The 25,987-nt window shown below is 73.2% G+C and carries 24 protein-coding genes; 7 read left to right on the top strand and 17 right to left on the bottom strand.

The genetic code is table 11. The annotated features are described in order from the left end of the window. Window positions 1-58 precede the first annotated feature (58 nt). The 7 genes from pheT to infC all read right to left on the bottom strand — a co-directional run bounded on the left by pheT (window position 59) and on the right by infC (window position 7,714). Complete coding sequence (gene pheT, locus AB0M99_RS08825) at window positions 59-2,587, bottom strand: phenylalanine--tRNA ligase subunit beta (RefSeq protein WP_365918061.1); 2,529 nt, start codon at window positions 2,585-2,587, stop codon at window positions 59-61. Further along, window positions 2,587-3,714, bottom strand: coding sequence for a phenylalanine--tRNA ligase subunit alpha (gene pheS / locus AB0M99_RS08820; RefSeq protein WP_365918059.1), 1,128 nt, complete (start codon window positions 3,712-3,714; stop codon window positions 2,587-2,589). The genes pheT and pheS overlap by 1 nt, the downstream gene beginning before the upstream one ends. A gap of 156 nt (window positions 3,715-3,870) precedes the next feature. Then, on the bottom strand, window positions 3,871-5,151 hold the full coding sequence (locus AB0M99_RS08815; RefSeq protein ID WP_365918057.1) for an ATP-binding protein: 1,281 nt from the start codon (window positions 5,149-5,151) through the stop codon (window positions 3,871-3,873). A 55-nt stretch (window positions 5,152-5,206) separates the two neighbouring features. Further along, the gene (locus tag AB0M99_RS08810; protein ID WP_365918055.1) at window positions 5,207-6,067 is read right to left on the bottom strand and encodes an RNA methyltransferase; all 861 of its coding nucleotides are present in this window, start codon (window positions 6,065-6,067) and stop codon (window positions 5,207-5,209) included. A gap of 124 nt (window positions 6,068-6,191) precedes the next feature. Next, window positions 6,192-6,578 carry a 50S ribosomal protein L20 gene (gene rplT / locus AB0M99_RS08805; protein WP_030157251.1) on the bottom strand — a complete coding sequence of 129 codons (387 nt, stop codon included), beginning with the start codon at window positions 6,576-6,578 and terminating at the stop codon, window positions 6,192-6,194. Between the two features lie 100 nt (window positions 6,579-6,678). Then, window positions 6,679-6,873: a 50S ribosomal protein L35 gene (rpmI, locus tag AB0M99_RS08800; RefSeq protein WP_266598480.1), complete on the bottom strand. Its 195-nt coding sequence runs from the start codon at window positions 6,871-6,873 to the stop codon at window positions 6,679-6,681. A gap of 100 nt (window positions 6,874-6,973) precedes the next feature. After that, window positions 6,974-7,714 carry a translation initiation factor IF-3 gene (infC, locus tag AB0M99_RS08795; protein ID WP_365918052.1) on the bottom strand — a complete coding sequence of 247 codons (741 nt, stop codon included), beginning with the start codon at window positions 7,712-7,714 and terminating at the stop codon, window positions 6,974-6,976. Between the two features lie 325 nt (window positions 7,715-8,039). On the opposite strand from infC, the gene AB0M99_RS08790 reads away from it, so the two are divergent. After that, window positions 8,040-8,414, top strand: a complete 375-nt coding sequence (locus AB0M99_RS08790; protein WP_365918050.1) for a DUF1844 domain-containing protein — start codon at window positions 8,040-8,042, stop codon at window positions 8,412-8,414. A gap of 64 nt (window positions 8,415-8,478) precedes the next feature. On the opposite strand, the gene AB0M99_RS08785 is transcribed toward AB0M99_RS08790, so the two are convergent. The 3 genes from AB0M99_RS08785 to AB0M99_RS08775 are packed head-to-tail and all read right to left on the bottom strand — an operon-like array spanning window position 8,479 to window position 11,224. Beyond that, window positions 8,479-9,219, bottom strand: a complete 741-nt coding sequence (locus AB0M99_RS08785; RefSeq protein WP_365918049.1) for an SseB family protein — start codon at window positions 9,217-9,219, stop codon at window positions 8,479-8,481. Window positions 9,220-9,221: 2 nt separating this feature from the next. Beyond that, window positions 9,222-10,460: a type VII secretion-associated serine protease mycosin gene (mycP, locus tag AB0M99_RS08780; protein ID WP_365918047.1), complete on the bottom strand. Its 1,239-nt coding sequence runs from the start codon at window positions 10,458-10,460 to the stop codon at window positions 9,222-9,224. Beyond that, the gene (locus AB0M99_RS08775) at window positions 10,457-11,224 is read right to left on the bottom strand and encodes a hypothetical protein (RefSeq protein ID WP_365918045.1); all 768 of its coding nucleotides are present in this window, start codon (window positions 11,222-11,224) and stop codon (window positions 10,457-10,459) included. The genes mycP and AB0M99_RS08775 overlap by 4 nt, the downstream gene beginning before the upstream one ends. A gap of 230 nt (window positions 11,225-11,454) precedes the next feature. Here AB0M99_RS08775 and AB0M99_RS08770 point away from each other — a divergent pair, with 230 nt between their 5' ends. Continuing rightward, window positions 11,455-12,648, top strand: a complete 1,194-nt coding sequence (locus tag AB0M99_RS08770) for an amino acid deaminase/aldolase (protein ID WP_365918043.1) — start codon at window positions 11,455-11,457, stop codon at window positions 12,646-12,648. A gap of 3 nt (window positions 12,649-12,651) precedes the next feature. Here the strand turns inward: AB0M99_RS08770 and AB0M99_RS08765 are convergent, their stop codons facing one another. From AB0M99_RS08765 to AB0M99_RS08750, 4 genes are all read right to left on the bottom strand, one after another. Then, entirely contained in the window at window positions 12,652-13,992 is a 1,341-nt protein-coding gene (locus AB0M99_RS08765) for an HAD family hydrolase (RefSeq protein ID WP_365918041.1), read from the bottom strand. Window positions 13,993-14,100: 108 nt separating this feature from the next. Continuing rightward, window positions 14,101-14,886 (bottom strand): 3-oxoacyl-ACP reductase, encoded by a 786-nt coding sequence (locus AB0M99_RS08760; RefSeq protein ID WP_052877158.1) that lies wholly within the window; start codon window positions 14,884-14,886, stop codon window positions 14,101-14,103. A 5-nt stretch (window positions 14,887-14,891) separates the two neighbouring features. Further along, on the bottom strand, window positions 14,892-16,271 hold the full coding sequence (locus AB0M99_RS08755; protein WP_365918039.1) for an aldehyde dehydrogenase family protein: 1,380 nt from the start codon (window positions 16,269-16,271) through the stop codon (window positions 14,892-14,894). Between the two features lie 33 nt (window positions 16,272-16,304). Next, window positions 16,305-17,669, bottom strand: a complete 1,365-nt coding sequence (locus AB0M99_RS08750; RefSeq protein ID WP_365918037.1) for a glutamine synthetase family protein — start codon at window positions 17,667-17,669, stop codon at window positions 16,305-16,307. Window positions 17,670-17,746: 77 nt separating this feature from the next. Here AB0M99_RS08750 and AB0M99_RS08745 point away from each other — a divergent pair, with 77 nt between their 5' ends. From AB0M99_RS08745 to AB0M99_RS08735, 3 genes are all read left to right on the top strand, one after another. Beyond that, on the top strand, window positions 17,747-18,493 hold the full coding sequence (locus tag AB0M99_RS08745; protein WP_365918035.1) for an FCD domain-containing protein: 747 nt from the start codon (window positions 17,747-17,749) through the stop codon (window positions 18,491-18,493). Between the two features lie 121 nt (window positions 18,494-18,614). Next, window positions 18,615-20,081 (top strand): ethanolamine permease, encoded by a 1,467-nt coding sequence (eat, locus tag AB0M99_RS08740; RefSeq protein ID WP_365918033.1) that lies wholly within the window; start codon window positions 18,615-18,617, stop codon window positions 20,079-20,081. Between the two features lie 37 nt (window positions 20,082-20,118). Then, window positions 20,119-20,844 carry a gamma-glutamyl-gamma-aminobutyrate hydrolase family protein gene (locus AB0M99_RS08735; protein WP_365918031.1) on the top strand — a complete coding sequence of 242 codons (726 nt, stop codon included), beginning with the start codon at window positions 20,119-20,121 and terminating at the stop codon, window positions 20,842-20,844. A gap of 492 nt (window positions 20,845-21,336) precedes the next feature. Here AB0M99_RS08735 and AB0M99_RS08730 read toward each other — a convergent pair whose 3' ends face one another. Then, a complete protein-coding gene (locus tag AB0M99_RS08730) occupies window positions 21,337-22,266 on the bottom strand; it encodes a LysR family transcriptional regulator (RefSeq protein WP_365918029.1) in 930 nt (309 codons plus the stop codon). Between the two features lie 70 nt (window positions 22,267-22,336). Here AB0M99_RS08730 and AB0M99_RS08725 point away from each other — a divergent pair, with 70 nt between their 5' ends. Next, the gene (locus AB0M99_RS08725) at window positions 22,337-23,473 is read left to right on the top strand and encodes a TDT family transporter (protein WP_365918027.1); all 1,137 of its coding nucleotides are present in this window, start codon (window positions 22,337-22,339) and stop codon (window positions 23,471-23,473) included. Here AB0M99_RS08725 and AB0M99_RS08720 read toward each other — a convergent pair. Both AB0M99_RS08720 and AB0M99_RS08715 read right to left on the bottom strand, forming a co-directional pair. Then, the gene (locus AB0M99_RS08720; RefSeq protein WP_365918025.1) at window positions 23,470-24,195 is read right to left on the bottom strand and encodes a helical backbone metal receptor; all 726 of its coding nucleotides are present in this window, start codon (window positions 24,193-24,195) and stop codon (window positions 23,470-23,472) included. The genes AB0M99_RS08725 and AB0M99_RS08720 overlap by 4 nt on opposite strands. A gap of 5 nt (window positions 24,196-24,200) precedes the next feature. Beyond that, window positions 24,201-24,749, bottom strand: a complete 549-nt coding sequence (locus AB0M99_RS08715) for an XRE family transcriptional regulator (RefSeq protein ID WP_365918120.1) — start codon at window positions 24,747-24,749, stop codon at window positions 24,201-24,203. 324 nt (window positions 24,750-25,073) lie between these two features. Here AB0M99_RS08715 and AB0M99_RS08710 point away from each other — a divergent pair, with 324 nt between their 5' ends. Beyond that, complete coding sequence (locus AB0M99_RS08710; RefSeq protein ID WP_365918118.1) at window positions 25,074-25,979, top strand: 5'-3' exonuclease; 906 nt, start codon at window positions 25,074-25,076, stop codon at window positions 25,977-25,979. Window positions 25,980-25,987: the final 8 nt, after the last annotated feature.

Here is a 25,987-nt window from a genome sequence, read left to right as displayed (position 1 = left end):
ATGCGCCCCCTCAGCAGCGCGAATGCGTCACGTGCGAGACCTCACGCGGACGCGGCGGTCACGCGCCCCGCAGCACCGCTCCCGTACGCTCGCCGGCCAGCGCCACCGCCGCGTCGCGGGCGGCCGTGGACTCCTCGGCCGTCAGCGTGCGGTCGGCCGCGCGGAAGCGCAGCGCGTACGCGAGGGACTTCTTGCCCTCGCCGACCTGCTCACCGGTGAACACGTCGAACAGCCGCAGGGACTCCAGCAGTTCGCCGGCCCCCTTGCGCAGGGCGCTCTCCACCGCGGCCGCCGGAACGGACGCGTCGACGATCAGCGCGACGTCCTGGGTCGCCACCGGGAAGCTGGAGATCCGGGGCGCCTGGAGGGCCTCGCCGCCGGCCGCCGCGAGGCGGTCCAGGTCGAGCTCCATCGCGCTGGTGCGGGCCGGCAGGCCGAGCGCCTTGACGACGCGCGGGTGCAGCTCGCCGGCGTGGCCGATCACCGTCTCCACCCCGTCCAGGGTGACGACGAGCTCGGCGCAGCGGCCCGGGTGCCAGGGGCCGTACTGGCCCTGGCGGACCACCAGTTCGGTGCCGGCCTCGACGGCCAGCGAGCGTGCGGCCTCGACGGCGTCCGCCCAGTCGGCCGGGCGGCCCTTGCCCCACCAGCCGGCCTGCTCGCGCGCACCGGCCAGCACGACCGCGGCGTAGCGCGGCTGCGCGGGCAGGGCCGCGTTCAGGGTGGCGATCTCCTCGTCCGTGGGACGGCGGTCGACGGGCAGCCGTACGGCGACCCCCGGCTCGCCGCCCGCGCGGAAGACCGAACCGGTCTCGAAGAGCGCGAGGTCGTGGCTGCCCCGGCTGTCATTGCGGCGCAGCGCGCCGAGCAGACCCGGCAGCAGCGTGGTGCGCAGCGCCGGCTCCTCGTCGGAGATCGGGTTGACGAGCTTGACGACCTGGCGGGTCGCGTCGTGCGCCGGCAGCTGGAGCTGGTCGAAGACCTGCTCCCCGATGAACGGGTAGCTCAGCGCCTCGACGTACCCGGCGCCGGCCAGCGCGCGGCCGACCCGGCGGTGCAGCTGCTGCCGGGCGGTCAGGCCGCGGCCGGAGGGCACCTGCGGGAGGGTGGACGGGAGGTTCCCGTAGCCCTCCAGCCGGATGACCTCTTCGGCGAGGTCGTTGGGCTCGGCGAGGTCGGGCCGCCACGAGGGGACGGTGACGACGAGCTCGTCCTGGCCGTAGACGTCGCAGCCGATCTCCTGGAGGCGGCGTACGACGGTCTCGCGGCCGTAGTCCATGCCCGCGACCCGGTCGGGGTGGTCCGCGGCCATGGCGATGGTGCGCGGGGCGCCCGGGGCGGTGAGCTCGGTGACGCCGGCCTCGGCGGTGCCGCCCGCGAGCAGCACGAGCAGGTCGACGGTCCGCTGCGCGGCCGCGGCGGCGGCCTGCGGGTCGACGCCCCGCTCGAAGCGCTTGGACGCCTCGGAGGACAGCTTCAGGCGGCGGGCGGTGCGCGAGATCGACACGGAGTCGAAGTGCGCGGCCTCGACGACGACGTCCGTGGTGCCCGTGACCAGGCCGGTCTCGGGGTCGGTCACGGAGTCGGCGATCTCGGTGTTGGCGCCGCCCATGACACCGGCGATGCCGATCGGGCCGTTGTCGTCGGTGATCACCAGGTCTTCGGCGTCGAGCGTGCGCTTGACCCCGTCCAGGGTGGTGAACTTCTCGCCCTGCTCGGCGCGGCGGACGCCGATGGCGCCGTCGAGCCGCGAGCGGTCGTAGGCGTGCAGCGGCTGACCGAGCTCCAGCATCACGTAGTTGGTGATGTCGACGGCCAGCGAGATCGGGCGCATGCCCGCCTTCTGCAGGCGCCGGGTGAGCCAGATCGGGGAGCGCGCCTCGGGGTCGAGGCCGGTCACCGTGCGCGCGGTGAAGCGGTCGCAGCCCTGCGGGTCGGAGATCTGCACCGCGTAGCCGTACGAGTTCGGCGCGGGCACGTCGAGCAGCGCCGGGTCGCGCAGCGGCAGCCCGTAGGCGGTGGCGGCCTCGCGGGCCACACCGCGCATGGACATGCAGTAGCCGCGGTCCGGGGTGATGTCGATGTCGAGGACCTCGTCGACGAGCTGGAGCAGCTCGATCGCGTCGGTGCCGACCTCGTACTCGTGCGGCAGCACGATGATGCCGTGCGTGCCGTCGTCGCCCATGCCCAGCTCGTCGCCGGAGCAGATCATGCCGTGCGAGGTCTTGCCGTACGTCTTGCGCGAGGCGATCGCGAAGTCGCCGGGCAGCACCGCGCCGGGCAGGACCACGACGACCTTGTCGCCGACGGCGAAGTTGCGGGCGCCGCAGACGATCTCCTGCGGCTCGCCGGTTCCGTTGGCCTGGCCGACGTCGACCGTGCAGAAGCGGATCGGCTTGCGGAAGCCGTCGAGCTCCTCGATGGTCAGCACGCGGCCGACGACGAGGGGGCCCTTGAGCCCGCCGCCGAGCTGTTCGACGGTCTCGACCTCAAGGCCGGCGTCGACGAGCTTGGCCGCCACGTCGCGACCGGTTTCACCCGCGGGGAGGTCGACGTACTCCCGCAGCCAGGAAAGCGGGACCCGCATCAGATCTCCATCCCGAACGGCCGGGTGAAGCGAACGTCACCCTCGACCATGTCTCGCATGTCTTCAACGTTGTGGCGGAACATCAGCATCCGCTCGATGCCGAACCCGAAGGCGAACCCGCTGTACTTCTCGGGGTCCACACCGCAGGCCGTGAGCACCTTGGGGTTGACCATGCCGCAGCCGCCGAGCTCGATCCAGCCCTCGCTGGAGCAGGTACGGCACGGGCGGTCGGGGTTGCCCACCGACTCGCCGCGGCACACGTAGCACTGCATGTCCATCTCTGCGGACGGCTCGGTGAACGGGAAGAAGTGCGGGCGCAGGCGCGTGGTGGTGCCCTCGCCGAACAGCTCCTGGACCATGTGGTCCATGGTGCCCTTGAGGTCAGCCATGGTCAGGCCCTCGTCCACGGCGAGCAGCTCGACCTGGTGGAAGACCGGGGTGTGCGTCGCGTCGAGCTCGTCGGTGCGGTACACCCGCCCCGGGCACACGATGTAGACGGGGGGCTTGCGCTCCAGCAGCGAGCGCGCCTGCACCGGGGAGGTGTGGGTGCGCAGCACGACGCCGGACTCGTCGCCCTCGGTGCCCTTGGGGCCCTGGACGAAGAAGGTGTCCTGCATCTGGCGCGCCGGGTGGTCGGGCGTGAAGTTGAGGGCGTCGAAGTTGAACCACTCCGCCTCGACCTCGGGGCCCTCGGCGACCTCGTACCCCATGGCCACGAAGATGTCCGCGATGCGGTCCATCAGCGTGGTCAGGGGGTGCCGGGCGCCCGCGGGCACGCGGTCGTAGGGCAGCGTGACGTCCACGGCCTCCTCGACCAGCACCCGCTCGTCGCGCTCGGCTTCGAGCGCGACCGTGCGGGCCCCGAAGGCCTTGTTCACGGCGCCGCGGGCCTGGCCCACGCGCTTGCCCGCCTCGGCCTTGGCCTGGGGCGGCAGGGCCCCGATCTCGCGGTTGGCGAGCGCCAGGGGCGAGCGGTCGCCCATGTGCGCGGTCTTCGCCTCGCGGAGCTCGTCGAGGTCGCCGGCGGAGGCGAAGGCGGCGAGCGCCTCGTCCCGCATGCGCTCGATCTCTTCCGGTTTCAGTGCCTCGACCTCGACAGGGTCGTACGACTTGTTCGGTGCCGACATCTCTTCCCGTACTTCCGATGGCTGGCTGGTGGATCCCCGCGCGGCGCGCTCGACCGACACGCTCGCCACAAGGACACAAAGGTGCCAAAGGTCGAGTCTAAAGGTCGCCGGGGGTGAAGGGGGCCCGTGGGCCGCCTGGCGAGACGCTCCGCAGGGTTACTGCGTGAGGTAGGCCGGGGCGCTCACGGGCAGGATAAATCGGAACTCGGCGCCGCCGCCGGGGCCGCGGCCGACCGTGATGGTGCCGCCGTGGGCCTCCACGATGCCCTTGACGATGTAAAGGCCCAGGCCGGTGCCGCCGCGCTTGCTCCCCCGCCAGAAGCGGGTGAAGACGCGGCCCATCGACTCCTCGGGGATCCCGGGGCCTTCGTCGGTCACGGTGACGGCGGTTCCCTTCTCATGCGGCGACACGTCGATGGTGACCGTTCCCTCACCGTGTCGCACCGCATTTTCGAGGAGGTTGCCGAGAATCTGGTCGATCTTGTCCGGATCGGCCCACAGGTCGGGCAGCGGGCGGCAGACGCTGACGAGGAAGCGCCCGGGGTCCTGGCCGTTGGCGGTGAGCGCCTGGACGTGCCGGCCGACGGCGGTGGCGATGTCCACCGGCTGGCGGCGCACCTCCAGGCGCCCGGAGTCGATGCGGGAGATGTCGAGGAGCTCGGCGATGAGCCGGGTGACGCGGTTGGCGTCGGCGTCCACGGTCTCCAGCATCAGGCGCTTCTGGTCGTCGGTGAACCGCTCCCACTTGGCGAGCAGGGTCGCGGTGAACCCCTTGACGGAGGTGAGCGGCGAACGGAGCTCGTGCGCGACGGTCGCGATCAGCTCGGCGTGGCTGCGCTCGGTGCGGCGGCGGGCCTCGGTGCCGCGGAGCGTGACGACGAGCCGCCTCAGCGGGCCGGTGGGCCGTTCCCGCACGTACCGGGCGGAGACGAGGACCTCGCGCCCGCCGGGCAGCAGGAGGTTGCGCTCGGGCTGCCCGCGCCGGGTGGCGAGCCCCCCGTACGGGTCGGTCAGCGCCCACCAGCGGCGGCCGTCGAGGTCTTCGAGCGGCAGGGCACGGTCGATCAGGGTGCCGAGCGCCCGCGCGGGGTCGGTGGCGGTCATCCGGCCCGCGGCCCGGTTGAAGCAGATGACGACCCCGGTGTGATCGGCGACGACGAGCCCGTCGGGCAGGTCGTCGGGGTCGATGTCGAACCCCTCCTGCGCGGCCGTGCGCGGGCCGACGGCCCGGGGCGCGGTGACGCCGACGGTGCTCGGGGCGGTCGAGGGCCCGGGGCGGACCTGACCGCGGGCATGCGCCGCGGATGCCGCCTGGGGTGGCGGTACGGCGCCCGGCGTCGTGACGGGCTCGCCGGCCGCACGGGGCCCGGGAGCGGCGTGCAACCGCTCCTCGGCCGCGTCCGCGGCCCCGGGCGAGCTGTTCGTACCGACGGTCATGTCCCCGTACCCCACATCTCCGAGTAGCGCAGTGGGCCCCCGGGCCGCCACATTACTAGCTGGGGGTCACGGAGCGGCACCCTCCGGGCGCCCGCTGTGCACGCGCGGACGCGTACAGGCACACCGCGGCGGCAGTGGCGAGGTTCAGGCTCTCGGCCTTGCCGTGGATCGGGACCCGTACGACGGCGTCCGCGAGCGCCCGGGTCTCCTCGGGCAGGCCCCAGGCCTCGTTGCCGAAGACCCAGGCCGAGGGACCGCCCATGGTGCCCGCGTCCAGCTCGGCGTCCAGGTCCTCCTCGCCGGCCCCGTCGGCGGCCAGGATCCGTACGCCCGCCGCCCGCAGCCCCTCGACGGCCTGCTCCACCGGCACGCCGACGGCGACCGGGAGGTGGAAGAGGGAGCCCACGGAGGCCCGTACGGACTTCGGGTTGTAGAGGTCCACCGAGGCGTCGGTCAGTACGACCGCGTCCGCGCCGGCTGCGTCCGCGCAGCGCAGCACCGTGCCGGCGTTGCCGGGGTCGCGGACGTGCGCGAGGACGGCGACCAGCTTGGGCCGCGCCTTCAGGATCTCCTCGAAGGGCGAGTCGAGGAAGTGGCAGACCCCGACCAGGCCCTGTGGGGTGACGGTCTGCGAGACCTCGGCGAGCACCTCGTCGGAGGCGTAGTGGACCCGGGCGCCGGCGGTGAGCGCCGCGTCGATGATGTCCGCGTAGCGCTCGGCGGCCTCGACGGTCGCGAACAGCTCGATCAGGGTCGACTCGCCGTCCGCCCCGCGGTGCTCGACGGCTTCGCGGACGGCCTGCGGGCCCTCGGCGATGAACCGGCGCTCCTTGGTGCGGAAGTTGCGGCGCGCCAGTCGCCTGGCGGCGGCCACCCGAGTGGATCGGGGGGAGATCAGCTCGTCGGGGGTGCGCATGGTCTCAGGGTTCTCTCTCGGGGTTCCGTGGGCGCCCCTGCCGTGCGGGGGCGAACGCACACGGACCCGCAGGCAATCGCCTGCGGGTCCGTGGGTGCCGACTGCTTACGCCGCCGGCAAAGGCTTAGGCAGCAACCTTCGGCGCGTTGACGTCGGCCGGGAGGGCCTTCTGCGCGACCTCGACGAGGGCGGCGAACGCGTTGGCGTCGTTGACGGCCAGCTCCGCGAGGATCTTGCGGTCCACCTCGATGTTGGCGGCCTTCAGACCCTGGATGAGGCGGTTGTACGTCATGCCGTTCTGGCGGGCAGCAGCGTTGATGCGCTGGATCCACAGCTGACGGAAGTCGCCCTTGCGCTTCTTGCGGTCGTTGAAGTTGTAGACCAGCGAGTGGGTGACCTGCTCCTTGGCCTTGCGGTACAGGCGCGAACGCTGACCGCGGTAGCCGGAGGCCGCCTCGAGGATTGCCCGGCGCTTCTTGTGGGCGTTTACTGCCCGCTTGACGCGTGCCACTTTTTAACTCCTTGTAGCGGGGCCGTGGATGTCTTCACACGGCCCGAATTCGATGGGGTCCCGGTCCTGACGTCCCGCTCCCGGCAGGGAGCGGAGGACATCAGATGCCGAGAAGCTTCTTGATCTTCGCGGCGTCGCCGGGGGCCATCTCCGCGGTGCCGGTCAGGCGGCGGGTGACACGGGACGACTTGTGCTCGAGCAGGTGGCGCTTGCCGGCGCGCTCGCGGAGCACCTTGCCGGAGCCGGTGACCTTGAAGCGCTTCTTGGTACCGCTGTGCGTCTTGTTCTTCGGCATAGCGCCGTATCTCCTCGTCGGTGGCACTCCCCCCGGTCCGGGGACCGGGTTGCGGGAGCGTCATGTTGTTTTCGGTGATCCGAGACGGGCTGCCCCGGGATCAGGCCTCGGCAGATGCCTCGTGAGAGGCGTCCGCCTCTGCGGGCGCGTCCTCGGCTGCCTCGGCAGAGGCGACCTCGTCGGTGATCTCCTCGGCCTCGACGGCGGCGTCCGCGGCGGGAGCCTCGTCGTCGGTGAGGGCGACACCCTGGCGCTCGGCCTTGCGGGCGGCCTGCGCCTCGCGGGCTTCGGCCATCGCCTCGGTCTTCTTCTTGTGCGGACCGAGGACCATGATCATGTTGCGGCCGTCCTGCTTCGGGTTCGACTCGATGAACCCGAGGTCCTCGACGTCCGAAGCGAGACGCTGCAGCAGTCGGTAGCCGAGTTCCGGCCGGGACTGCTCGCGACCACGGAACATGATCGTGATCTTGACCTTGTCGCCCTGCTTGAGGAACCGAACGACGTGACCCTTCTTGGTGTCATAGTCGTGCGGGTCGATCTTCGGCCGGAGCTTCATTTCCTTGATGACCGTGTGCGCCTGGTTCTTGCGCGCCTCACGGGCCTTCATGGCCGACTCGTACTTGAACTTGCCGTAGTCCATGAGCTTGCAGACCGGCGGGCGTGCGGACGCCGCGACCTCGACCAGGTCGAGGTCGTACTCCTGCGCAAGCTCAAGGGCCTTCGCAAGCGGCACGATGCCGACCTGCTCGCCGCTGGGACCGACGAGTCGTACCTCGGGAACGCGAATCCGGTCGTTGATGCGGGGCTCGGTGCTGATGGATCCTCCTCGGTAGCACCACACGGCTGCCTGGCAGGCAGCCGCTGACGTTTTTTGCCGTCAGACCTACCGCGGCGGAGAATGAAAAAAGCCCCGCCGGGCACAGGCAGGGGCTCCAAAACAACCGGAGCACCGCCGCGTGCGAACCGCGGGGCGCAGACTCGGGCAGCTTTCCATCGTCCGTACGGAACGATGGATACCGCCTGACCGGATGACCCGCCTCCCGTGAGGGTGGCCGGGTGGGAGATCGGAGCCTCCACTTGTGGGCCGGGCACACAGGTGTCCGGCCGGTCGAAGTACATACTAGCACCCGCGTTACAAGCCCGCCGCACGGCATATCGTGGGCCGTATGACTGACGCGACGCCCTCCGATTCCACTTCCCCCACCGCCCCCGACTACGACGAGATGACCCGCGACATCGCGGACGTCCCGGCCGTCGAGGTCATCACCACGGTGGCCGTCCACCTGCTGAGCGCCGCGGCGGTCAACCTGGGCCTGGACAAGCCCGACTCCGAGCACAAGGACCTCGACGAGGCCCGCAAGCTGATCAACGCCCTCGCCGGCCTGGTCACCGCGAGCGCCACCGAGATCAGCTCCTTCCACGCGGCCCCGCTGCGCGACGGCCTGAAGTCGCTCCAGCTGGCCTTCCGCGAGGCGTCCATCGTCCCGGACGAGCCGGGCCAGGGTCCGGGCGAGAAGTTCACGGGCCCGGTGTACGCGTAGGCAGGCCGCAGCGGACGCAGGCAGAGCAGGAGGGCCGGGGCCACAGCCCCGGCCCTCCTCCGTTTCAGCGCGCGAAGAGCGGCTCGCCGGCCGGGGCCGGGGCCTCCGCGGGGAGCAGGGCCAGGTCCAGCCCGCGTACGAGGCGTGCGCGCAGGGTCTCGTCGGCCGCCAGGGCCTCGGCGACCCGGCGGGCCGCCGCCGGGGCCTGCTCGCCGGCCGCCAGCACGATGGCGAGGGTCCCGTCGGAATCCGCGCCGCCCGGGCCCAGGTGGGCGCGCAGCACCGCGGGCTCGGCCGCCACGGCGGCGCGTACGGCCTCCCGTACGGCGGGGTCGGCGAACGGGCCCGCGTCGGTGCGTCCCTCGGCCAGCGCGAGCAGCGCGGAGCCGGTGAGCTGGTAGGTGACCGGGCCGGAGAGGTCCAGTACGAGGGTGTCGGCCTTCTCGTGCGCGGCGGCGGCCAGGGCCTGGTGCAGCGGTACGGCCACCGGCCGGGCCGCGGGGTCCCACAGGGCCAGCGAGGCGATCGAGGTGAAGGCGGGCAGTGCCCGCCGGTCGCCCGCCCGCAGGGTGGGGACGGCCATGTCGCTGGTCTTCTCGCGCTTGAGGCCGGTCTCCGGGTCCGTCTCGACCTCGCCGAGGACGGCGACGACGGGGACCAGCAGGCGGGCGTCCTTGAGGGCGGCCAGCACCTGCGGCTCCTTGCCTCTGTCCTCGGCCCAGGCGGCCAGGGCCGCGCTCAGCCTGGGATCGGCGGAGCCGTCGTCGTCGGAGAAACCGGGGTCGGGGATGTTCTTGTTCGCCACAGTTACCCGACCCTACTCCGCCGCACGGCCCTCGGACGCCGGGCCAGTACGGCGGCCAGTGCGAGCAGCGCGAGACCCGCGGCCGCGGCGGCGTGGATCCCCGGGCGCGCCCGGCGCTCGGGGGTCCCTACCGGCTCGGGGCCGCCGCCGAAGTACGGACCGGCCGCAGCGGCGGGCGCGGGTGCCTGCGGCTCGGCGCGCAGCGCGTCCGCGGCCTGGAGGGCGGCGACGGGGTCCACCAGGCCGCGGCCGCGGGCGTCGTCGCGGCCGCCGGCCGGGGAGTCGGCGGCGGTGTCCTCCAGCAGCTTCTTGACCTGGGCCGGGGAAAGGTCGGGGTGGGCGGCCCGGACCAGGGCCACCGCACCGGAGACGAAGGCGGCGGCGGCGCTGGTGCCCCAGCCCTCGTAGTAGGAGCGGTCGGGGTCGGCGATGACGACGTCGACGCCCGGCGCGCAGACGGTGGCGTACCAGTTGCTGGTGGAGAAGCGGGCCTTGCGGCCGCGCCGGTCGACGGCGGTGACGGCGATCACCCCGGGGTAGGCGGCCGGGTAGGAGGCGTGGTCGCCCTGTTCGCCGCCGTTGCCGGCGGAGGCGACGACGACGGCGCCCTTGGCGAGGGCGTACTGGACGGCCTCGTCCTCGGCGGCCTCGTGGTGGGCGGAGCTGCTGTCGTCGCCGAGGGACAGGTTGATCACGTCGGCGTCGTGGTCGGCGGCCCAGCGGATGCCCTCGGCGAGGGCTCCGCCCTTGCTGTCGCGGGCCTTGGCCCGGCCGGGGTCGCCCTCCTCCAGGATCACCCGGACCGGGAGGATCTTGGCCTGGGGTGCGATGCCGAGGACGCCCTGGCGGCGGTTCGGGCCGTGGCCGTGCCCGGCGATGATCCCGGCCATGGCCGTGCCGTGCCGGGCCCAGGCCCGGTCCCCGCGGCCCGCGCCCATGCCGACGAGGTCGGTGCCCGCGAGGACCTGGCCGGCCAGGTCGGGGTGGGCGTCGTCGACCCCGGTGTCGAGGACGGCGACGGTGATCCCCTCGCCCTGGGTGGTGCCCCAGGCCTCTTCGGCGCGCAGGGCCGTGAGCCCCCACTGGCGGTCGCGGATCGCGTCGGCGGCGGCCGGGGGCGCCGCGGTGGTGACGAGGAGGCCGCCGAGCGCGAGGGCGGTCGCGGCACGGGCCACTGCGGCGCGGGCGGTCGCCGCGCGACCGGTCGCCGCGGGGGCGGCCGCCGCGGAGGTCCGGTTCATCGGGCCGGCTCCGGGGCGGGAGGGGCCGCGAGGGCCCGTACGGCGCGTTCGACGCGGTCGGCGACGCCCTTGGCCTCGTGGCCGAGGCCGGCCTGGGCCGCGGGTCCGGTGGCGTCCTTGCGCATGACGTCGTCGGCGGGGCGGGGCGCGTCCAGGGCCCGGCCGTCGCGGAAGGCGGAGACGGCGTAGACCACGACGGGGGCCTCGGGGAGTACGGAGGCGGTCCAGGCGGCGCGCCGGTCGTCGTCGAAGCCGTAGCCGGCCGGGGCCCCGAGTCTGCCGCGGAGCCCTTCCATGGCGGCGGCGTCGGCCGGGGTGAAGACCATGCCGACGGTGACGAGGGAGCTGCGGGTGGCGTCGGTGTAGGTGGCCCGCAGCACGCGGGTGCAGCCGGCCTGTACGAGCAGCGCCTGCCACTCGGGGGCCAGCGCGGCGGAGCAGTCGGCGTCGGGCGCCACCGCGATCCGGGTCCAGGTGCGGTCCGCGCCGCCGGGCCCGGCTCCGCGGCCGTCGAGCACGGGCGGGAAGAGGGTGTCGACGGGGGTGGACCGCCAGAGGGAGGCGGCCTTGCGGTAGGCGGCGTCGGCGGCCAACGGCCGGTGTGCGGCGCGGTGTTCGGCGACGGCCCCGTAGGCCGCGGCGCCCGCCGTCCCGGCTCCGAGGAAGGCGCACAGCGCGGCGGCGAACACCCGTCCGGGCCGCCGCCGGGGCGCGGCCGGTTCGGGCTCGGCCAGGACCGCGGTCTGCGGTGTCGACGTGCTCATCCGGCGGCTCCGCCCCCCGTTCCGTACGGCTGCCTAGCCCGTACTGTACGGGGCCCGGACCCTGCCGCGTCCCGGCCGGGTCCGCGGCGGGCCGCGGCGGCCGCCCCGCGGCTCCCGTGCGCCACACGTCACGTTTTGCACCCCGGCCGGCGAACCGCCCCGCCCCGGCCCGGCCGACCGCTCTCCCGGCACCCCTACCCACGGGTACCCCCACGTGGCAAGCTGCCGCCATGTCTTCCGACCGGGCCCGGTACGACCGGGCGACCGCGCATCTCGACGCGCCCCTGGCCATCGTGGACCTCGGCGCGTTCGACGCCAACGCCGACGACCTCGTGCGCCGGGCCGGCGGCAAGCCGATCCGGGTGGCCAGCAAGTCCGTACGGTGCCGCGTGCTCCTCGAACGGGTCCTGGCGCGGCCGGGCTTCGCCGGGATCATGTCGTACACCCTCGCCGAGTCGATCTGGCTGGCCCGGTCCGGTTTCGAGGACGTGCTGCTGGCCTACCCGTCCGCCGACCGGGGCGGCTTCGCCGAGCTGGCGGGCGATCCCAAGCTGGCCGCCGCGGTCACCGTCATGGTGGACGACCCGGCGCAGCTGGAGCTCATCGACCGCTCGCGGGACGGCGGTACGCAGGAGGTGCGGGTCTGCCTGGAGCTGGACACCGCCCTCCACCTCCTCGGCGGCCGGGTGCGCGTCGGTGCCCGCCGTTCGCCGCTGCGCGAGCCCGGGCAACTCGCGGAGCTGGCGCGCACCGTGAGCGCGCGGCCCGGTTTCCGCGTCGTCGGGCTGATGGGGTACGAGGGCCACGTGGCCGGGGTCGGCGACTCGCTCGCCGGGCGTCCGCTGCGCTCGCGTGCGATCCGGCTGATGCAGGGCGCCGCCCGCAAGGAGCTGGCCGCGCGCCGGGGCGAGACCGTGCGGGCCGTCCGGGCGGTCGTGCCGGACCTGGAGTTCGTCAACGGCGGCGGGACCGGCAGCGTCCAGCAGACCGCGGCCGAGGACGCGGTCACGGAGATCGCCGCCGGGTCGGGGCTGTACGTACCGCGACTGTTCGACAACTACACGTCGTTCCGGGGCCGTCCGGCGGCGCTCTTCGCGCAGCCCGTGGTCCGCAGGCCCGGCGTGGGCGTGGTGACCGTGCTGGGCGGCGGGTATCCCGCCTCGGGGGCGGCGGGCGCCGACCGGCTGCCTGTGCCGTACCTGCCCGAGGGGCTGCGCTACGACCCGCAGGAGGGCGCGGGCGAGGTGCAGACGCCGCTCCTGGGCAGTGCGGCCGACGATCTGCTGATCGGCGACCGGGTCTGGTTCCGGCACGCGAAGGCCGGCGAACTGTGCGAGCGCTTCGAGGAGTTGCACCTGGTCGAGGGCGACCGGGTGACGGCCACCGCCCCGACGTACCGGGGCGAGGGCCGCACGTTCCTCTAACGCCTAGAAGACGGTGTCCGTCTGGTCGGGGATGACGCTCGTGTCGCCCCGGCGGACGGGACCGGCCGTGCCGTCGCGGTCGACGTAGCCCGTCGTGGCGCACGGGTACGGCGTGGCCTTCTGCTTCTTCGGCTCGATGAACATCGGGTTCACGATCCACTTGCCGTCGCTGTTGTCGTAGGCCCGGCACATGAGCTCGTTCTTGTTGCGGTTCACCACGAGCCGCAGGGCGGTCGCGTCGCGCAGGAACGAGATGTCGGTGTCGGAGTCGCCCGCGGCGAACACCTGGCGCCGCGCGGCCGGCTGGACCTTCTCGGCAGCGGCGCCGCGGACCTTGAAGATCTCCTTGTTGATCCAGCAGCGCTTGCCGTCGATGTACGTGATCATCGAGTCGGCGCCGTCCTCGACGGAACCGCAGCCCTGGAGGTGGGAGGTGAACTTCCCGCCGCCGGTGGTGGTGTTGCGGATGCCGATGACGTGGTCCGCCTTGATCCCGACGCCCTTGGCCCACACCTCGACGACCGGCTGCGGCGAGGCCGAGCTGATCCAGACGTCGAAGCCGGCTTTCTGCAGGCCTGCGATCAGGTCCTTCTGCTGGTCGTAGTAGCGCACCCAGCCGGTGGCGGTGGTGGTGCCGACCTGCTGCTTGGCGCCGACGGGCGCGGCCAGGTTCTCGGCCCGCGCGGCGGCCGCGAAGCCGCGTACCTCGCTCGCGGTCCAGCCCTGCATCAGCTGCGGCAGCCAGGCGTAGGCGGGTTCCATCGTACGGCGGTCCCAACCGGCAAAGGCGGCGGCGCCGGCCGTCGTCGCGGCGGTGCCGTAGACGGCGTTCAGCTCGTCGGCGCAGCCGGCGCCCGCGGGGGTGCCGGTGGGCAGCGGGGCGCCCGGGCGGGCGAGCCCGGCGCAGGCGCCGGCGAGGGCCTCGGCGGCGGCCGGGGTGAGGTAGCGGCTGGTGGTGGACCAGTCGCCCCGGGCGGGCTGGCGGATCTTGCCGTTGCGCAGCAGCCAGAACATGGTGGCGTCGCCGACGTCGTTCTTGACGACGGTGTTGTCCCAGTCGAAGACGGCGACGGGCTTGTTGCGGCTGGGCCGGTACGGGTTGCAGTTGCCGTACTCGTCGATGAGCTGCTGGAGACGGGCCTGGTTGTCCCCGTACCAGCCGGCCGCGAGCTGCGGGGCGGTGCAGTGGGCGGAGGGGCGGGCCGCCTGGGCGGAGGAGCGGGCCGCCTGGGCGGAGGGGCGGGCCGCCTGGGCGGCGGGTGCGGCGGCGACGAGGGTGCCGCCGGATATCGCGACGGCGGCGGCGACGGCCTGGAGTCGGCGCGCGGTGGTGGGTCGGGTCACTGAGGTGGACGCTCCTGTTTCTGACGTAGATCGTCGCGGACGGTAGAACACGACAGCCGGGCGTCGTGCGACGCCCGGCTGTCGGGAGGGTGGCTTTCGGGTGAAGGCTTACAGGGGGGTCACGTACGCGCCGGAGATGCCGCCGTCGACGAGGAAGTCGGTGGCGTTGATGAAGGAGGAGTCGTCGCTGGCGAGGAAGGCGACGGCGGCGGCGATCTCGGTGGGTTCGGCGAACCGGCCCAGCGGGATGTGCACGAGCCGGCGGGCGGCGCGCTCCGGGTCCTTGGCGAACAGCTCCTGGAGCAGCGGGGTGTTGACCGGCCCCGGGCACAGGGCGTTGACGCGGATGCCCTCGCGGGCGAATTGGACGCCGAGCTCGCGGGACATGGCCAGGACGCCGCCCTTGGAGGCGGTGTACGAGATCTGCGAGGTCGCGGCGCCCATGATGGCCACGAAGGACGCGGTGTTGATGATCGAGCCGCGGCCCTGGCGCTGCATGTAGGGCAGCGCGGCCTTGCAGCAGAGGTAGACGGACGTGAGGTTGACGTCCTGGACCCGCTTCCAGGCCTCCAGGCCGGTGGTGAGGATCGAGTCGTCGTCCGGGGGCGAGATGCCCGCGTTGTTGAAGGCGATGTCGACGGAGCCGTAGGTGTCGAAGGCGGTCTTGAAGAGGGCCTCGACCTCCTCGGGGCTGGTGACGTCGACCTTCACGAAGGTGCCGCCGACCTCTTCGGCGGCGGCCTTGCCGGCCGTCTCGTCGATGTCGCCGCAGACGATGTTGGCGCCCTCGGAGGCCAGCCGGCGGGCGGTGGCGAGGCCGATGCCGCTGCCGGCTCCGGTGATGACGGCGGTACGGCCGACCAGGCGGCGGCAGATGATCTCTTCGTTGGACATGTGCTTCAGGCCTCCGTGCTGATGAAGACGTTCTTGGTCTCGGTGAATGCGGTGAGGGCGTCGGGTCCGAGCTCGCGGCCGAGTCCGGACTGCTTGTAGCCGCCGAAGGGGGTCCAGTAGCGGACGCTGCTGTGGGAGTTGACGGACAGGTTGCCCGCGGCGACGGCGCGCGAGACGCGCAGCGCGCGGCCGATGTCGCGGGTCCAGAGGGAGCCGGAGAGGCCGTACTCGGTCGCGTTGGCCAGGCGTACGGCGTCCTCCTCGTCCTCGAAGGGCAGGACGACGGCGACCGGGCCGAAGACCTCCTCGGAGGCCACGGGCGCGGTGGGGGCGACGTCCGTGACCAGGGTCGGCGGGTACCAGAAGCCGGGGCCGCCGGGGGCGGCGCCGCGGATCGCCTTGAGGTCGTCGGTGACGTAGGACCGTACGCGGTCCAGTTGCAGCCGCGAGATCAGCGGTCCCATCTGCGTCTTCTCGTCGGCCGGGTCGCCCACGACCACGCCCTCGATCCCGGGGGCCACCAGTTCCAGGAACCGGTCGTAGACCGAGCGCTGTACGAGGATGCGCGTGCGGGCGCAGCAGTCCTGTCCGGTGTTGTCCAGGAAGGACATGGGTGCGGCGAAGGCCGCGGCCTCCAGGTCCGCGTCGGCGAAGACGATGTTGGGGCTCTTGCCGCCGAGTTCGAGGGTGACCCGCTTCACGCGGTCGGCGCACTTGGCCATGATCTGCTTGCCGACCCGGGTGGAGCCGGTGAAGACGATCTTCGCGACGCCCGGGTGCTCGACCAGCGCGTCGCCCGTTTCGGCGCCCGGGCCGGGGAGCACCTGGAAGAGGTGCTCGGGGATCCCGGCTTCGAGGGCGAGTTCGGCGAGGCGCAGCGCGGTGAGCGGGGTGGTCTCGGCGGGCTTGAGGATGACGGCGTTGCCCGCGGCCAGGGCCGGGGCCAGGCCCCATGCGGCGATCGGCATGGGGAAGTTCCAGGGGGCGATCACGCCGATGACGCCGAGGGGTTCGAGGAAGGTGACGTCGATGCCGCCGGCGACGGGGATCTGGCGGCCGGCGAGGCGCTCCACTCCCCCGGCGGCGAAGTCGAGCAGGTCGCGTACGTTGCCGGCTTCCCAGCGGGCGTTGCCGATGGTGTGGCCGGCCTCGCGGACCTCCAGCTGCGCCAGTTCCTCGATGTGGCCGTCGACGACCGCGGCGAAGCGCCGGAGCAGTCTGGCCCGGTCGGCGGGGGCGGCGGCGGCCCAGCCGCGCTGGGCCGCGGCGGCCCTTGCGACGGCGGCGTCGACATCGTCCCGTGTGGCGGCCGGGACGGTGGCGATGACTTCCTCGGTGGCCGGGTTCAGGACCTCTAGTTCGAGGGGGGCCAGCACATCGGACACGTGGTGCCTCACAGATCTTCTCAGGGGAGGATTTTACAGGCGTTCGAAGGAGCGGCGCAGCTCCCAGTCGGTCACGGCGGAGTCGTAGGCGTCCAGCTCCACGCGGGCCATGTTCCGGTAGTGGGCGACCACTTCGGGCCCGAACGCGGCCTTGGCGATCTCGCTGTTCTCCCAGAGCTCGGCGGCCTCGCGCAAGGTCGTCGGGACGTGGGCGTAGTCGGCGGTGTAGGCGTTGCCCGGGCAGGCCTCGGGCAGTTCCAGGCGGTTCTCGACGCCGTAGAGACCGGCCGCGACCAGGCCCGCGACGGCGAGGTACGGGTTGACGTCGCCGCCGGGGAGGCGGTTCTCGAAGCGCATGGAGCGGCCGTGGCCGACGACGCGCAGGGCGCAGGTCCGGTTGTCCACGCCCCAGGCGACGGCGGTCGGCGCGAAGGATCCCGGGCGGAAACGCTTGTACGAGTTGATGTTCGGGGCGTAGAGAAGGGAGAAGTCGCGCAGCGCGGCCAGCTGGCCGGCAAGGAAGTGTCGCATCACCGGTGACATTCCGCCCGGTCCGTCCCCGGCCATCGCGTTGCGCCCGTCGGCGTCACCGAGCGAGAGGTGGATATGGCAGGAGTTGCCCTCGCGCTCGTCGAACTTGGCCATGAAGGTGAGCGAGACACCTTCCTGGGAGGCGATCTCCTTGGCCCCCGTCTTGTAGACGGAGTGCTGGTCACAGGTGGTCAGCGCCTCGTCGTAGCGGAAGGCGATCTCGTGCTGGCCGAGGTTGCACTCCCCCTTCGCCGACTCGACGACCAGGCCCGCTGCCTGCATCTCGTTGCGGATGCGGCGCAGCAGGGGCTCGATGCGGCCGGTCCCGAGGACGGAGTAGTCGATGTTGTACTGGTTGGCGGGGGTCAGACCGCGGTAATTGGCGTTCCAGGCCTGCTCGTAGGTGTCCTGGAAGACCATGAACTCCAGCTCGGTGCCGACCATCGCGGTGTACCCGTGCTCGGCGAGGCGCTCCAGCTGCCGGCGCAGGATCTGGCGGGGCGCGGCGACGACGGGCGAGCCGTCGTTCCAGGCGAGGTCGGCCATGAGGAAGGCGCTGCCGGGGTTCCAGGGGATCCGGCGCAGGGTGGCGAGGTCGGGGTGCATGGCGAAGTCGCCGTATCCCCGGTCCCAGGAGGACATCTCGTATCCGTCGACGGTGTTCATGTCCGTGTCGACGGCGAGGAGGTAGTTGCAGCCCTCGGTGCCGTGCGCGAGGACCTCGTCGAGGAAGAACTGTGCGGCGAACCGCTTGCCCTGGAGCCGCCCCTGCATGTCGGGGAAGGCCAGGACCACTGTGTCGATCTCACCGCTGGCGACGAGGGCACGGAGCTCCTCGGTCGCGAGCGGCGGCTTGCGGTCTACCACGGGAATCTCTCCTTCGGTGAGCCGAGTGCGCCTAAGGTATTGAATAGAACCATTGCTTGGGAAGGGGAGGAGCCGACATGACCGATGCGGCGAGTGAAGGCGGCGCCGTCGCGCGGCTGAATCCCGTACTGCGCCAGGTGCGGGCGGGCAGCGGTTTCGAGGAGGCGCTGGAGCAGATCCTGCAAGTGGTCCGGCTCGGGCTGGTGCCCGGCGGGGAACGGCTCCCGCCCGAGCGGGAGCTGGCCGAGCGGATGGGCATCAGCCGGGTCACGCTCCGCGAGGTGCTGAAGGTCCTCCAGGACCAGGGCCTGGTGGAGGCCCGGCGCGGCCGGTACGGCGGAACGTTCGTGCTGCCCCGCCCCGACACCCCGGCGGGCGGCGCCGAGGAGGAGCTCCGACGGCGGGTGGCGGGCGTGGACATCGAGGACGTCCTGCGGTTCCGCGAGGTGCTGGAGGTGGGCGCGGCCGGACTGTGCGCCTCCCAGGGGCTGACCGAGGACGGCGCGGAGCGGCTGCTCGGGGCGCTGACGGCCACCCATGACGCCCAGCTCGCCGACTACCGGCGCCAGGACACCCTCTTCCACCTCACCCTGTGCGAACTCGCCGGATCCGCCACGCTCACGGCCCAGTACGCGGCGGTCCGGGCCACCGTCAACGACCTGCTGGACTGCATCCCGCTGCTGGTGCGCAACCTGGAGCACTCGCAGCAGCAGCACACCACGCTGGTGGAGGCGGTGCTGGAGCGGGACGCGGACGCGGCGCGCGAGGTGATGCGCGAGCACTGCTGCGGCACGGCCGCGCTGCTGCGGGGCTTCCTGGCCTGAGGCGGGGCCCCGGGCGCCCGGAGAGGTATTCGTAACCCCTGTTTAACGCACGGGTCTTGCGCCCGCCACTCCCGAGGGGCAAAGGTACGCCCCACAACCATTGCCCTAGGCAGGAGCGCACATGGCCGACGACACCGAGGCACGGCTGACAGCCGTGCCCGACCCCACCCAGTCCCCCGAGGGCGACGGCTACCTGGAGCGCCGCACCCTGCGCCGCGGCAGCGCCGGCTGGCTGCTCCTCACCGGCCTCGGAGTCGCGTACGTCGTCTCCGGCGACTTCTCCGGCTGGAACATCGGCCTCGCCCAGGGCGGTTTCGGCGGCCTCGCCATAGCGACCCTCCTGATGGGCGCGATGTACGCCTGCCTGGTCTTCTCCCTCGCGGAGCTGTCGGCGATCCTGCCGACCGCCGGCGGCGGCTACGGCTTCGCCCGCCGGGCGCTGGGCACCTGGGGCGGCTTCCTCACCGGCACCGCCATCCTCATCGAATACATCCTCGCGCCCGCCGCCATCGCCATCTTCATCGGCGACTACGTCGAGTCCCTCAACCTCTTCGGCCTCACCTCCGGCTGGCCCGTCTACCTCGCCTGCTTCGCCGTCTTCATCGGCATCCACCTCTGGGGTGTCGGCGAGGCCCTGCGCTTCTCGCTCGTCGTCACCGCCGTCGCCGTGCTCGCGCTGATCGTCTTCGCGGTCGGCGCCTTCACCGAGTTCGACGCGGGCAAGCTCGACGACATCGCCGTGGACACCACCGCCTTCGGCGCGGGCTCCTGGCTGCCGCTGGGCATCCTCGGCATCTGGGCCGCCTTCCCCTTCGGCATGTGGTTCTTCCTCGGCGTCGAGGGCGTCCCGCTGGCGGCCGAGGAGGCCAAGGACCCGGTCCGCTCCATGCCCCGCGCCCTGTCGATCTCCATGGGCATCCTGATCCTGCTCGCGCTGATCACCTTCCTCGCCTCGACCGGGGCGCGCGGCGCCGACGCCATCAAGGACGCGGGCAACCCGCTGGTCGTCGCCCTGGAGGGCAACCCCGGCCTCTCCTGGCTGAAGACCTTCGTCAACTACGCCGGTCTCGCCGGGCTGGTGGCCTCCTTCTTCTCCCTTATCTACGCCGGCTCGCGCCAGCTGTTCGCCCTGTCCCGGGCGGGCTACCTGCCGCGCTTCCTCTCCCTGACCTCCCGTCGCAAGGCCCCGTACCTGGGTCTGCTGATCCCCGGCGCGATCGGCTTCGCCCTGGCCGCGGCCACCGGCAACGGCCCCCGCATGCTGAACATCGCGGTTTTCGGCGCGACCATCAGCTACGCCCTGATGGCCCTCTCCCACATCGTCCTGCGCCGCCGCGAGCCGGACCTGGAGCGCCCGTACCGCACTCCGGGCGGCGTCGCGACCTCCTCGGTGGCCTTCGTACTCGCCCTCTCGGCCCTGGTCGCCACCTTCCTGGTGGACAAGGACGCGGCATTCATCGCGCTCGCCGTGTACGCCGTCGCCCTCGCCTACTTCGCGATCTACAGTCGGCACCATCTGGTGGCCTCCGCACCCGAGGAAGAATTCGCGGCCCTCGCGGAAGCGGAGGCGGAACTGTCCCGCGACTGAAACCCTGCCCCCGAACATCCCTCTGGAGGTATCAACCGTGCACAGGCCGCTCATCGGCATCTCCACCTACGTGGAAGCGTCCACCCGTTACGGGGTCTGGGACCTTCCCACCGCCCTCGTTCCCACCGGGTACTACGAACTCGTCCAGGCGGCGGGCGGCGCGGCCGTGCTGCTGCCACCGGACGAACCCGGCCGGGCGGCGGAGGTGCTCTGCCGGGTGGACGGCCTGGTCATCGCGGGCGGCCCGGACGTGGACCCGGTCCACTACGGAGCCGCGCGCGATCCCCGTACGGGCGCGCCCGCCACGGTGCGCGACCACTGGGAGCTGGCGCTGATCGGGGCCGCGCTCGCGTCCGGCCTGCCGCTGCTGGGGATCTGCCGGGGCATGCAGGCGCTGAACGTGGCCTTGGGCGGGACGCTGCACCAGCACATCGACGGCCACGTCGACACCCCGGGCGTCACCTCCTGGCACCCGGTACGCCCGGTGCCCGGCACCCGGTACGCGGCGCTGGTCCCGGAGGAGGCGGAGGTCCCGACCTACCATCACCAGGCGGTGGACCGCCTCGGCCGCGGCCTGATCGTGTCGGCCCACGCGGTCGACGGCACGGTCGAGGCGATCGAGGACCCCGACGGCTCCCGCTACGTCCTGGGCGTCCAGTGGCACCCGGAGCGGGACAAGGACACCCGGGTGATGGCCTCCCTCGTCGAGGCGGCCGCCGCCCGCCGGGACCTCCCGAAGCCCGTGGCGGTCCCCGTCCCCTGACGCCCCCGGGGGTGGTGGCTGGGCGTGGCCCTGATCATCGCGGGCGGGCTGCTGACGAAGGCCCTCCGGGCGCGCGACGGGTCCGGGCCACGCCGGGCCGACCGGATCAGCTGAAGACGACCGAGCGGATCTTCAGCCGCTCCGAGCCGCGGCCCGTGAGCGGGCGCAGCGAGAAGAAGTCGCCCTCGCAGTCGGGCTCGGTGAAGACCGTCGCCGTCGAGGTGGTGCGGTTGCGCGGGGACCTCGGAAGGGCAACAAACTTGCAGTGGCCACCGTTCCAGTGCCCTCGCCCCCCCCGGTCACCGTCCGCTGCGCGAGGAATCGACTCCCCATCACCCGTACGGCCCCCGGCGGTCCGGGGCACGCCGCTGCGCGGAGCGGTCCCCTACCCACCCTTCCTCCGTTCCCGCCCCGGTCGCCGGTGCGGCTACAGACACGGCGCTACCGCGCCCGGGGGAAGGGCGGGGCGGGGAGCAGCGCCGCGGACACCCCCTAACGCCCCCGGGTCAGCGACAGCAGGTCACGCGCCGGGCCCGCCGGGCGGGTGCCCGTGGGCCAGACGGCCCGCAGCGCACGCGCCAGGGCCGCACCCGCCACCGGAACGGACACCAGGCGGCGCGCCGCCAGCTCGTCCACCAGCGCCAGCTCCGACATGACGCACGGCCCCGCCCCGCTCACCGCCGCCGCCTTGACGGCGGTCGTGGAGGCCAGCTCCAGCAGCGGCTCGGCAAGCCCCCCGTACGCGGCGAGCGCGGCGTCCAGGACCTGCCGCGTCCCGGACCCCCGTTCCCGCAGGATCAGCGGGCTGCGGGCCAGCTCCGCCGGGTCCACCCCCTTCGAGCGCCGCGCCCACGGGTGCGTCGGGGCCACCGCCACCACCAGGCGGTCCTGGGCGATGACGGCCGAGTCCAGCCCGTCGGGGACGCTGAGCCCCTCCACGAAGCCGAGGTCGGCCTCGTGCGAGAGGACCCGCTGGGCGACGTCCGCCGAGTTGCCGGCGTGCAGGGACACCGCCGTGTCGGGCCGCTCCCCGCGCAGGGCGATCAGCCACCCGGGCAGCAGGTACTCGGCGATGGTCATGCTGGCAGCCACCCGCAGCCGCGAGTCCCGCCGCCCGCGCAGCGCCTGCGCGCCCGCGTCGAAGGCCTCCGCGGCCTCCACCACCCGCCGGGCCCAGTCCGTGACGAGCGCGCCCTCCGCCGTGAGCGTCGAGCCGCGCGGGGAACGGTCCACCAGCGCGACCCCCAGCCGGGTCTCCATCGCCCGGATCCGGCTGCTCGCCGCGGGCTGGGTGATGCCCAGCCGCCGGGCGGCGCCGCTCAGGCTGCCGACCCGCGCGACCGCGAGCAGCAGTTCCAGCGCGCCCAGGTCCGGTACCCGGTGCGCCAACGGAACCTGCGATGCCCACTCCTCATTACCCATAAGTGCAGTTTATGTCCTCATAGGAAGGTGGTCTCTGCCCCCCGCCCCTCCCCGACGGGACCATCGACCCATGGCCACCACCCTGGTTCGACCCGCCTCCGCCCCCGAGACCGCAGCCGCCCCCGCCCACAAGGCCCCGGCGCTTCGTCACCTCGGCCCCAACTGGTACGCCTCCGTCATGGGCACGGCGATCATCGCCAATGCCGGCGCGACCCTCCCGTACCAGCTCCCCGGCCAGCGCATGGCCTGCCTGGGCGTCTGGGCCCTGTCCGCCGTGGCCCTCGCCGTCGTGCTCACGGCCCGCGCCGGGCACTGGCTCCACCACCGCGACCAGGCCCGGGCCCACCTCCTCGACCCCGCCGTCGCCCCCTTCTACGGCTGCCTCTCGATGGCCCTGCTGGCCGTCGGCGGCGGCACCCTGATCGTCGGCAAGGACCTGATCGGCATCCGGGCCGCCGTCGCCGTGGACGCGGTCCTCTTCACCGCCGGCACCGTGATCGGCCTGGTCATGGCCGTCGTCGTGCCCTACCTGATGGTGGTCCGCCACAAGGTCGGGCCCGGGCAGGCCACCCCCGTCTGGCTGCTTCCCCTGGTCGCCCCGATGGTCTCCGCCGCCCTCGGCCCCCTGCTGATACCCCACCTGCCCTCCGGCCAGCCCCGCGAGGCCCTGCTCCTCGCCTGCTACGCCATGTTCGGCATCAGCCTGCTGGCCACCCTGCTGATGCTCCCCCTGGTCTTCGGCCGCCTGATCGTGCACGGGCCCCTGCCCCTGGCCCTCACCCCGACCCTGTTCCTGGTCCTCGGCCCCCTCGGGCAGTCCACCACCGCCGTCAACCAGCTCGCCGACATGGCACCCCAGTCGATCGCGGCCCCCTACGCCGGTGCGTTCGGCGCCTTCGCGGTGGTCTACGGAGTCCCCGTGATGGGCTTCGCCCTGCTCTGGCTGGCCCTGGCCGCCGCGATGCTGGTCCGGGCCGCACGGGGCGGCATGGGGTTCGCCATGACCTGGTGGGCCCTGACCTTCCCCGTCGGCACCTGCGTCACCGGCGCCGCCGGGCTGGCCCGCCACACCGGCCTGACCGCCTTCTCCTGGCTCGCCGCCGCACTGTTCCTGGCCCTGCTCACCGCCTGGCTCCTGGCCTCCGTCCACACCCTGCGCGGCCTCTTCTCCGGCCGCCTGCTGGCCGCGCCCCGCCAGGCCGCCTAGGTCGCCGGACGCAGGGCGGCTGCCAGCACCGCCGGGGCCTGCGCCAGCGAAGGGCCGTACCAGGTCAGGTGGCGGCCGCTGACCAGCGCCGCCGGCAGGGGCGCGAACGCCTCCGGGCCGTCGGTCCGCGTGAAGCGGTACGGCTCGTCGGGGAGCACCACCAGGTCGCACCCGGCGGCGGCCAGCTCCTCCACCGGCACGCGCGGGTAGCGCTCCGCGTGCCCGGCGTACACGTTGCGCACGCCCAGCCGGGCCAGCAGGTCGCCCGCGAAGGTGTCCCGGCCCAGCACCATCCAGGGCCGGCGCCACACCGGCACGAAGGCCGTCAGCGGCCCGCCGGGCGCCACGGGCCGTACGTCCTCCCACGCGGCCTCGGCCCGCGCCAGCCACTCGGGCCGCTCCAGCCCCAAGGCCCCCACCAGTACCCGGTCCAGCTCGCTCAGCGCCTGCGGCAGGTCGCGGACCTCGGTGACCAGCACCTCCAGCCCGGCCGCCCGCAGCGCCTCCAGGTCCGGGGCCCGGTTCTCCTCCTCGTTGGCGATCACCAGGTCCGGGCGCAGCTCCGCGATCCCCCGTACGTCGGGGTTCTTCGTGCCCCCGATCCGCGCCGCGCCCCCGAGGTCCGCGGGGTGCGTGCACCAGTCGGTCACCCCGACCAGCAGTCCGGGCGCGCTCACGGCCACCGCCTCGGTCAGCGACGGCACCAGCGAGACGACCCGCATCCGGCTCAGCGCCCCGGCGCCGGCGGCTCGGAGGTGGCGTGGATGTGGTCCCCGACCGCGACGACGAGGATCCGGGTGTCCTCGGTGACGGCCCGCCACCGGTGCCGCACGCCGCCGGAGAGGAACAGCGCGTCGCCGCTCTCCAGCCGGTACGCCCGCCCCTCGGCCTCCACCTGGCACGCGCCGGAGACCACGTACATCAGCTCGTCGTTGCGGTGCTGGTACTCGCGGCCCGCGTCCTGGTCCCCGGTGAACTCCAGCGCGTGCAGCTGGTGGTGCCCGCGCACCAGGGGCCGCACCCCGGGGACGGGGGTGAGCCCGGAGTCGTCGCCGGCCCGTACGAGGTCCACCGTGCGCGCGGTGTCGGAGGCGGCCAGCAGTTCGACGGCGGTGGTCTCCAGCGCGTCCGCGACCCGTTCCAGGGACCGCATGCTGGGCCGGGCCCGCTCGTTCTCTATCTGGCTCAGGAAGGGCACCGACAGGCCGCTGCGCGCCGACACGGCGGCGAGCGTCAGGTGCAGCGCGCGGCGCCGCTTGCGCACGGCCACGCCCACCCGGAGCGGTTCCTTGGCGTCCTTGTGCTTGTCGTCCTTGTCGTTCCGGTCGCTCTTGCCGTCCGCTGTGTACAGGTCTTGCGTGCCGTCCCTGTCGTTCATGTCGGGGCTGCCCTCCCCTTGTCCGTCGCACATGGGTGTGCTGTAAGCACCTTACGCAGCAACCGCCCCCGGTTTCGCGTGCACGAGCGGACCGGCCCACCGCGCATCGAGCGTTTTCCCGGTGGTCCCGCGCTCCGCGCCCGCCCCCGGTGCGGGCGGTGGCCGCCGGGCCCGGGGACGGGGTGCGGCATCATCGTGATCGTGACGACGACACGACGCCTGATGCTGCTGGACACCGCTTCCCTCTACTACCGCGCGTACTTCGGCGTGCCGGACTCCGTGAAGGCCCCCGACGGCACCCCGGTCAACGCCGTGCGCGGGCTGCTCGACTTCATCGGGCGCCTGGTGCAGGACCACCGGCCGGACGATCTGGTGGCGTGCATGGACGCCGACTGGCGGCCGCACTGGCGGGTCGAGCTGATCCCCTCGTACAAGGCCCACCGGGTCGCCGAGGAGACCGCCACCGGCCCGGACCTGGAGGAGACCCCGGACACGCTGGCCCCGCAGGTGCCGATCATCGAGGCGGCCCTGGACGCGTTCGGGATCGCCCGCGTGGGGGTCGCCGGGTACGAGGCGGACGACGTGATCGGCACCCTGACGGCCCGCGCCACCGGTCCGGTGGACATCGTCACGGGCGACCGGGACCTCTACCAGCTGGTGGACGACGCCAAGGGGCGGCGCGTGCTGTACCCGCTGAAGGGCGTCGGCTCCCTGCAGGTGACGGACGAGGCCTGGCTGCGCGAGAAGTACGGGGTGGACGGCCCCGGGTACGCGGACCTGGCCCTGCTGCGCGGCGACCCGAGCGACGGCCTGCCGGGCGTGCCGGGCATCGGCGAGAAGACGGCGGCCAAGCTCCTCGACGCGTACGGAACGCTGGCCGGGATCATCGCCGCGATCGACGATCCGAAGTCGAAGCTGACCCCCACCCAGCGCAAGCGGCTGGACGAGTCCCGGCCATATCTGGCGGTGGCCCCGAAGGTGGTGCAGGTGGCCTCCGACGTCCCGCTGCCCGAGTTCGATCCCGCCCTGCCGGCGGTCCCCGCGCAGCCGGAACTCGTCGATGCTCTTGCGCACCGGTGGGGTCTGGCCGGAGCCGTGTCGCGGCTGAGCAGCGCACTGCACCCCTGAGGTGCTAA

The sequence above is a fragment of the Streptomyces sp. NPDC051183 genome, assembly GCF_040682455.1.
Lineage (GTDB): Bacteria > Actinomycetota > Actinomycetes > Streptomycetales > Streptomycetaceae > Streptomyces.
Note: the sequence above shows the minus strand (reverse complement) of the source record. Positions and strands in the feature narration are given on the sequence as shown.